Origin of the sequence: Ethanoligenens sp., from assembly GCF_047718355.1 — a bacterium.
Classification (GTDB): Bacteria; Bacillota; Clostridia; order Oscillospirales; family Ethanoligenentaceae; genus Ethanoligenens.
Genome location: NZ_JBDNLG010000014.1, coordinates 36,592 through 45,098 on the forward strand (window position 1 = coordinate 36,592; position 8,507 = coordinate 45,098).

7 protein-coding genes are annotated in these 8,507 nt (G+C 51.9%); 2 read left to right on the plus strand and 5 right to left on the minus strand.

What is annotated here, in order from left to right; genetic code table 11:
• Window positions 1–47: 47 nt before the first annotated feature.
• The 3 genes from secA to ABF463_RS03845 all read right to left on the minus strand — a co-directional run bounded on the left by secA (window position 48) and on the right by ABF463_RS03845 (window position 6,039).
• Window positions 48–2,810, minus strand: coding sequence for a preprotein translocase subunit SecA (secA, locus tag ABF463_RS03835; protein WP_415532229.1), 2,763 nt, complete (start codon window positions 2,808–2,810; stop codon window positions 48–50).
• A 201-nt stretch (window positions 2,811–3,011) separates the two neighbouring features.
• On the minus strand, window positions 3,012–5,117 hold the full coding sequence (gene ppk1, locus ABF463_RS03840; RefSeq protein ID WP_415532230.1) for a polyphosphate kinase 1: 2,106 nt from the start codon (window positions 5,115–5,117) through the stop codon (window positions 3,012–3,014).
• A gap of 16 nt (window positions 5,118–5,133) precedes the next feature.
• The gene (locus ABF463_RS03845; protein ID WP_415532231.1) at window positions 5,134–6,039 is read right to left on the minus strand and encodes a hypothetical protein; all 906 of its coding nucleotides are present in this window, start codon (window positions 6,037–6,039) and stop codon (window positions 5,134–5,136) included.
• A gap of 213 nt (window positions 6,040–6,252) precedes the next feature.
• Here ABF463_RS03845 and ABF463_RS03850 point away from each other — a divergent pair, with 213 nt between their 5' ends.
• Entirely contained in the window at window positions 6,253–6,957 is a 705-nt protein-coding gene (locus ABF463_RS03850) for a DUF421 domain-containing protein (protein WP_415532232.1), read from the plus strand.
• A gap of 28 nt (window positions 6,958–6,985) precedes the next feature.
• A complete protein-coding gene (locus ABF463_RS03855) occupies window positions 6,986–7,369 on the plus strand; it encodes a DUF4363 family protein (RefSeq protein WP_415532233.1) in 384 nt (127 codons plus the stop codon).
• A 121-nt stretch (window positions 7,370–7,490) separates the two neighbouring features.
• On the opposite strand, the gene nrdR is transcribed toward ABF463_RS03855, so the two are convergent.
• Both nrdR and ABF463_RS03865 read right to left on the minus strand, forming a co-directional pair.
• Window positions 7,491–7,949, minus strand: a complete 459-nt coding sequence (gene nrdR, locus ABF463_RS03860; RefSeq protein ID WP_415532234.1) for a transcriptional regulator NrdR — start codon at window positions 7,947–7,949, stop codon at window positions 7,491–7,493.
• A gap of 90 nt (window positions 7,950–8,039) precedes the next feature.
• A complete protein-coding gene (locus ABF463_RS03865; RefSeq protein ID WP_415532235.1) occupies window positions 8,040–8,321 on the minus strand; it encodes a DUF6514 family protein in 282 nt (93 codons plus the stop codon).
• Between the last annotated feature and the right edge of the window lie 186 nt (window positions 8,322–8,507).

Here is an 8,507-nt window from a genome sequence, read left to right on the forward strand (position 1 = left end):
AGGCCGTACAATTGTGGTTGCACACGCTTGAATAGGTTGCACCCACCTTAGTCGTCACGGCCGCAGCAGTTCTTATACTTTTTGCCGCTGCCACATGGGCAGGGGTCGTTGCGTCCCGGTTTTTTGCCCACATGAATGGGTTTATTCTTAACGGGACCATCATCCGTCCCCGAGGTCGGCGTGCCGACATGTTCGGTATTCTGAACGGGCGATACCGGTTCACGCACCGGCGCTTCCTCCCGATGAATCTGCACGGTCAGCAACAAGCGCACGGCGTCCTCACGGATGGACGCGACCATTTCGTCAAACATCTGGAAGCCCTCGATGCGATACTCGACAACCGGGTCCTTCTGTCCATACGCGCGCAGATACATTCCCTGCCGCAACGCATCCATGGCGTCGATGTGGTCCATCCATTTCTCATCCACCACACGCAGCAGAATGACACGTTCCAATTCGCGCATCACTTCTTCACCAAAGGCCTCTTCACGCGCGCTGTATATCTGAACGGTGCGGTCGATGAGCCGCTGCATCATTTCTTTTTTCTCCAACGCGGCCAACTCATCGCGGGTATACACATAGTCGTCCGGCTTGGTCATCCAGCCCATATAATATTCTCGCAGGCCGATCAGATTCCACACGTCCGGTGTATCGCCGCCCACAAACTGGGCAAACGCACTTTCCACGCTTTCCTTGATCATGCCCATGACATATTCGCGCATACTTTCGCCGTCCAGCACACGGCGGCGCTGCCCGTAGATAATCTCGCGCTGGCGGTTCATGACATCGTCAAATTGGAGTACGTTTTTGCGGATGCCAAAGTTTTTACCTTCGACCTTCCGCTGTGCGTTTTCGATGGAGCTGGTGATGAGGCGATTCTCAATGGGCTGGTCGTCGTCCAAACCCAACGTGTCCATCAAGCCCTGAATACGCTCGCCGCCAAACAACCGCATAAGATCGTCTTCCAGCGAGATATAAAACCGCGATTCACCGGGATCACCCTGCCGCCCGGCGCGCCCGCGCAGCTGGTTATCAATCCGGCGGGATTCATGCCGCTCTGTGCCGATGATGAACAGGCCGCCCGCTTCCCGTACTTCCTCAGCCTCAGCATCGGTTTTATCATGGTACTTTTTATACAAATCTTTATAGGTTTCCCGTGCGTGCAGGATCTGTTCATCATCGGTCTCGGCAAAGCCTGTCGACTCGCTGATGAGTTCCTCCGCAAACTTTTGCTTGCGCATCTCCGCTTTCGCCATATATTCAGCGTTGCCGCCCAACACGATATCCGTACCGCGTCCGGCCATGTTGGTCGCTATGGTCACCGCACCGCGTTTACCTGCCTGCGCGACAATCTCCGCTTCCTTCTCGTGATACTTGGCGTTGAGTACATTATGCGGAATCTGCCGCTGCTTGAGCATCTGGCTGAGCAGTTCGGATTTTTCAATGGAGATCGTGCCCACCAGTACCGGCTGCCCGTCTTTGTGGCTCTCCACAATCTGCTCGATCACCGCATTGAACTTGCCCTTTTCCGACTTATAGACCGTATCATGATGATCCACACGGATCATATCGCGGTTGGTGGGAACCTCCAACACATCCAGCTTATAGATTTCCTCGAATTCCTCCTGCTCTGTGAGCGCCGTACCCGTCATGCCCGAGAGCTTGTGGTACTGACGGAAGAAATTCTGGAATGTGATGGTGGCAAGCGTTTTGGATTCGCGCTCCACTTTCACATGCTCTTTTGCTTCAATAGCCTGATGCAGACCCTCATTGTAACGACGGCCCACCATGAGACGACCGGTAAATTCATCAACGATGATAACCTGTCCTTTGCGCACCACGTAATCCACATCGCGCTTCATGATGCCATGTGCGCGGATTGCTTGGTTGATATGATGCAGGGTGGTGATGTTTTCTGAGTCCATCAGATTCTGAAGTCCGAAAAACAACTCGGCCTTTTTCACGCCAGACGGGGTAAGAGTGGCTGTTTTCGCCTTTTCGTCAACGATGTAGTCGCCCTCTTCCTCGATCTCCTCGTTGCTTTCCTTGTCATCGAGTTCCCGCACCTTTTTCAGTTTAAGGGTGCTGACCAGGCGGTCGGCGCGGTCATACATCTCGGTGGACTTGTCGCCCGGGCCGGAGATAATGAGCGGTGTGCGCGCTTCGTCGATGAGGATGGAGTCCACTTCATCCACGATGCCGAAGTGAAAGCCGCGCTGCACCATCTGTTCTTTATAGAGCACCATATTGTCACGCAGGTAATCAAACCCCAGCTCGTTGTTGGTGGCATAGGTAATGTCGGCTGCATAAGCCGCGCGGCGGGCGTCATTCGGCATGTCGTGGAAGATCAGCCCGACGGACAGCCCCAGATAGCGATAAAGTTTCCCCATCCACTCACTGTCGCGCTTGGCTAGGTAATCGTTCACGGTCACGATATGCACGCCTTTACCGTCCAGCGCATTCAAGACGGCAGGGAGTGTCGCCACCAGAGTTTTTCCTTCACCAGTTTTCATCTCGGCGATACGCCCTTGATGCAGCACGATGCCGCCTACCACCTGCACAGGGAAATGGCGCATCCCCAGCACACGGTCGGATGCTTCTCTTGTGAGTGCAAAGGCGTCCGGCAAAACGGCATCTATCGATTCGCCGTTTGCAATACGTTCTTTCAGTGCCGGCACCACTGCTTTCAGCTTTTCCTCGGACATTGTTTTGTAGGTGTCTTCCAGCGCCAGCACCGCATCAGCGATGGGGCGTATCTTCTTCAGCTCCCGTTTGGAGTGGGAACCGATGATGTGTTCAATGATGTTCATGCTGCACCTCGTCATACTTTTTCATACATCTATCTCAATTTCCTGTTTTCACACGCCATTGTGCTCGCTCTCATCCGCAGCCCCCGGTCAAAACACTTGGACTGCTTCATATCTACCTATTATACCATACTTTTATTCCATTGTAACAGTGAGCCCGCCAAAAACGCATTTGTCCATGTAAAACCTGTGTAAAATGCAACATTATTTTCTTTTGTTAAATCGGATACGAGAAACCAGTGCGTCGAACCAGTTCCTTTTCGGTTTTTCCTCCACCTGTTCGGCAGCACGATACGCCTGCCGGTAGAAATACATTTGACTGTTGAGGTCCTCTCCCTCTCTGCTGACGCGCACATAGGAACCATCCGGCTGCAATTCGCGCGCCTTCACATTGTCGCGCAACAGGATATCCACAATCCCCATGATTCGTCCGGCCAGACGGCTGTCCAATACGGGGATAGCAACCTCTACCCGGCGCTCGGTATTGCGGGTCATCCAGTCAGCCGAAGAAAGATAAACTTTGGCCTCGCTGTCCTCCCCAAAAATATAGATACGGGAGTGCTCAAGGAAGCGGCCGACAATACTGCGCACCCGGATATGATCGGTCTTACCCGGCACGCCGGGGCAAAGACAGCAAATGCCGCGTACAATCAAATCCACATTTACGCCTGCTTCCGAGGCCTCAATCATCTTGTCGATAATCTCCTTGTCGGTGATGCTGTTCATCTTGGCGATGATACGCCCCGGCGCCCCATTTTGTGCCTTGGCGATTTCGGCATCCATCAAGGACAAGACCCCCTGTTTGAGTGAGGAAGGCGCCACCAACAGATGCTGGTACACCCCGTTGAGGTTGTTGATGCTGACATTATGGAAAAACGCCATCGCATCCTCGCCGATTTCAGGGTTGGCCGTCATAAGGGAAAGATCGACATAGAACCGTGCCGTAGATTCATTGTAGTTGCCGGTAGCAATGTTGGTGATATACTCCAGTCCATGTCCTTGTTTGCGGGTGATGAGCACAACCTTGGCGTGCACCTTGAAGTCCTCGATGCCGTAAATCACTTTGCAGCCTGCGTCTTCAAGCAAACGCGACCAATTGATGTTGTTCTGCTCGTCAAAGCGGGCGCGCAGTTCAATCAACACGGTGACATCTTTGCCGTTTTCGGCTGCGGCGCAGAGATTCTGCACAATCTGTGACTGGTGGCCGATACGGTAAAGCGTCATTTTGATGGACACGACTTTGCTGTCCTCCGCCGCTTCCCGGATCAGTTCCACTAAAGGGCGCATGCTTTCAAACGGATAGGAAAGCAGGATATCGCGCTGCAAGACCTGACTGATTAAGTCAGAACGCACCACACCCGCCGGCCATCGCGGGCGCAACGGCGAAAAAACCAATTCCGCGCGCTGTTCCGCACCAATCTGTTTCTCCAGAACGCCGACAAATGAAAAATCAAGCGGCGAGGTGGTGACAAAGCACTGGTTCCGGTTCAGCCGCAGTTTGGAAAGAAAAAAGCCCAGCAGTTCCGCATCGCCGGCATGGTCTGTTTCCAAACGCACCGGGGAAAGTTTGCCGCGTTTCTTGATAATCTCCTGCATGTAGTTGCGATAGTCGATATCTTCGTCAAACATGCCTTCCTGCACATCGATATCAGCATTACGGGTCACACGGAAAACTCCTTTGGCTTCCACTTCGTAAACACCGAACACCTCATCCACAAAGCGCAGTAGAATATCTTCCACCAGCATAAACTTGTTGCTCTCCGGAATAAAATACACCCGGTCAATCTCCCGCGTGATCGGAACGATGCCAAAGAGCTTGCCTGTCTTGCATTTAAGCCGCACGCCGATATAGATCACCTTGTTTTCCAGATGAGGGAACGGATGTCTGGCGTCAATAATCTGGGGGCTCAGCAGCGGAAGCACCTCAGATTCAAAATACGCACGGGTCATGCGCTTTTCGCCGCCGTCCAGACTTTTATAAGACACATGGGAAAACACGCCGATATTACGCAGGATCTCCGTATAGGCAGCATCCCGCCGCGGATACAGTTGCTGCACGGCAGCGTTGATTGCAGCAATCTGTTCTTTCGGCAGCATCCCGGTCTTGGTATCCGCCGTGTTGCCGCCAAGCAACGACTGATCAAGCAGACTGCCAACGCGCACCATATAAAATTCATCAAGGTTTGAGGAAAAAATAGACAAAAAGCGCAACCGCTCATAGAGTGGCACAGATGTGTCACATGCTTCCTCAAGTACACGTTCATTGAATTTGAGCCAAGAAAGTTCGCGGTTGATATATAACGCGGACATTTCGTTCACCTCGTCGTCAGTTGTCAATCTGAGTGGATTTGATATACCCTTCGCGCACCCCGCTGCGGCTAAGGGAAACCGTGCATACACCTGCATAACTGACTAGACGGGATAGCGCCGCCATGCCGGGCAGAATGGTATGCACGCGCTCCGGTTCCACCCGCAGGATACTGCGCACGCCAGCTTTCGGATGGGATAACACCCACTGCAACAGCGCGGCGATATCCGCTGCATCAAACATATAGCCTTGTAAAGGTTCGGTACCGCGCCCATGCACATCGCGGTGCAGACGTGCGATCGCGCGGCCTGTCCCGCCAATTAGACAGATATGTCCGCCCACCGACTTGAGCCATTCCACGCATTCAAGCTGACGGTCAACAAATTCCTTGATCTTTTTCAATTCCCCGGCACGGGGAATGATTTTTTTGACAAAGCGTTTATAAAGATACAGGCTGCCGTAGGGCAGGCTAATGCAGTTGTCGATATGGTCGTCTGAAAAGCGCACGATCTCGGTGCTGCCGCCGCCCATGTCAACGACCAAGCCTTCCTTAACATCCGTCGGGATATACGCTCCCGCAAAATCCAGCCGCGCTTCCTCTTCCCCGCTGATAATATCAATATCCATATTCAGCTGCTCTTTGGCGCGTCGCACGACCTCGTCGGCATTATTCACTGCACGCAGACCGGCTGTGGCAAAACAACATATCTGCTCTACGCCAACGGCATCCGCTGTTTTGCGGAAAGCAGACAGCCCATCCACCACCCGGACAATTCCTTCTTCGCTGAGTGTTCCACCCTCCATGTAGCCGATCATCCCCACCACTTCTTTGGCGCTGACAATATGCTTCATGTTTCCATCGGTTTCGTCATAGACCTCCATACGCATGGTGTTGGAGCCCAAATCCACGACTGCTCTTCTCATTTTTCTCGTCCATTCTTTCTCTGCCACGCACAGTGCCCGGCGATTTTATTGCAATCTTAAAATCCGTTTCTATTGTAACATGTCCTCCCAACAGTTTCAACGTATGAAGTGCAACGTGTATAACCGCGCGGCACGCAGCGCAAGATAATCGTAGCGCAGCCTGCCCGCTGTCATTGGCACCGCGGCATTCTTTGCACATCAAGGAGGGTCTCCATGGGAATCGCATTCATACGCACCATTATTTTGTACGTCATTGTCATCGCCGCGGTGCGAATTATGGGTAAGCGGCAGATTGGCGAATTACAGCCTTCCGAGCTGGTTGTTGCCATTTTGATTTCCGATCTCGCATCGGTGCCCATGCAAGACACCGGCATACCGCTTACCAGTGGGATTGTCCCTATCCTGACGCTCATTTCCTGTGAAGTGGCGCTTTCCGGGCTAACACTGCTCAGCACTCGCCTGCGCCGCGTCGTCACCGGCCGCCCAAGTATCCTCATCCAGAATGGGCAGATCAACCAGTCGGAAATGCGCCGCCTACGCTTCACCATCGACGACTTAATGGAGGAGCTCCGCCTTTGCGGGTACATGAGCATTAGCGACGTGGCCATCGCCGTATTGGAAACCAACGGAAAACTCAGCGTCTTTCCCATCTGTGCCAAGTCGCCGGTCACGGCAGAAATGTTGCGCGTACCCTGCCCGCCGGACGGCGGTTTGCCAACCACTCTGATCTGCGACGGCAAACTGCTGCCTGAATCCCTGCGCTCAACCGGGAAAGACATGGATTGGCTGCATGCCACCCTTTCCGCACAGGGATTGACCGTGGCGGGCGTGTTTTTGATGACGATAGACAATCTTGATAAAACCATCATTGTAAAAAAAGACGGCGGTACACTTTCCGGCCCGCGTGCAGCCGGATAAAGCGCTCCGCCATTGAAAGGAGATTGCCGTGAACAAATTGAAAATTGCGGGAATCATTTCAGTCCTTATCATCGCCGTGATGATTGCCAGCCAGATTTATTTGGCCAAAAGTTCCCAATGTATGGCAAAATCAATTGCAGCTGTCCAGAGTTCTTACAAGCAAAGCGGCAACTCCCCCGCCACTCAAAAAAAGATGCGGCAGTTCTTCTCCCTGTGGCAGAAAAACAGCCGCATTCTTCCGACCATACTGAAACATAGCGAGCTCGACATTGTAAACGAATCAGTAGCAAAGCTGCCCGCCTATTTGAAAGATGACCAGCCATCAGACTTCGACGCAGAGTGCGATATGCTTAAAATGCAGCTTATCCATCTCTGGAACGTTGAAAAAATCAACTGGGAAAACATCCTCTAATGGCATCTTGATTTACTTTTACTCGTTTCGGAACGAAACAAAACGGTTATTCTGATTGATATATTGCATGAGTGCACGTTAGAGAATAGAAAGACGTTTGATTTATTGTTAGTAGGAAAATCTAATGGCGGCTGTCCAGCAATCTATTGAGTTCCTCCAAAAAAGTGTTGATATCGCGAAATTGGCGATAGACCGAAGCAAAGCGCACATATGCAACCTCGTCTATATTCTTGAGTTTCTCCATGGCCAATTCGCCCACTCTCTGTGAAGTGACCTCACGCTCCAAAGCTCCCTGCAATGTGCTTTCGATCTCGTCCGTGGCCTTTTCCAGCACACTTAGTGGAACCGGACGTTTCTCACAAGCGCGCAACATCCCGCCAAGAAGTTTGCGGCGGTCAAACGCTTGCCGTGAGTTGTCTTTTTTGATGACGACCAAGGGCAGGCTCTCCACCATCTCATACGTAGTGAATCGCTTTTGGCATTGCATACATTCCCGCCGCCGGCGGATACGTTCGCCTTCGTCGGTTGGTCTGGAATCCACCACTTTACTTTCGGGATATCCACAAAAGGGACATTTCATGTTTTTCCTCCGTCAGGGAACACAGTGCTCGGATAGCGTCAGCATGTCCTCCCAAAAGTTCAACACCCCAACAGTGAAAAAACAGACGGGTCACAACGCTGCAAGAAAATCCTCGACCACATCATGTAATGTAGCTGGTGTCACTGTGTTTTTCGTGAGCAAATGTAACAGTTCCTCGACACATGCCCGGGAACAACTGATGTCATCCACTTGTGCAGAACGCGACAGACCATCTGCGCCCTTGAACAAAACGGACACACCATATGACTGCACCGATGCGACTTCACAAGTGCAAAGAGTCAACGAATAATCAATGACCCCGACGCATCGTTCCCCTTCTTTCAATTCAGCGGTTTGTTTTGGCTGTTCCATCTGCATTTCCCCCCAGATACGTACAATACATTTTTCGGTAATCATTCTTTTAGAATTGCCGTACAAGAGTATTATACTTGCTGGAGAATGCGGATAAAAGCGCTATTTGTCAAGTTGCATCCGATAATTTGCATAATATTGTCAGGTACATTTTGTATGTATCTTACAAGAGCTACCATATATAGG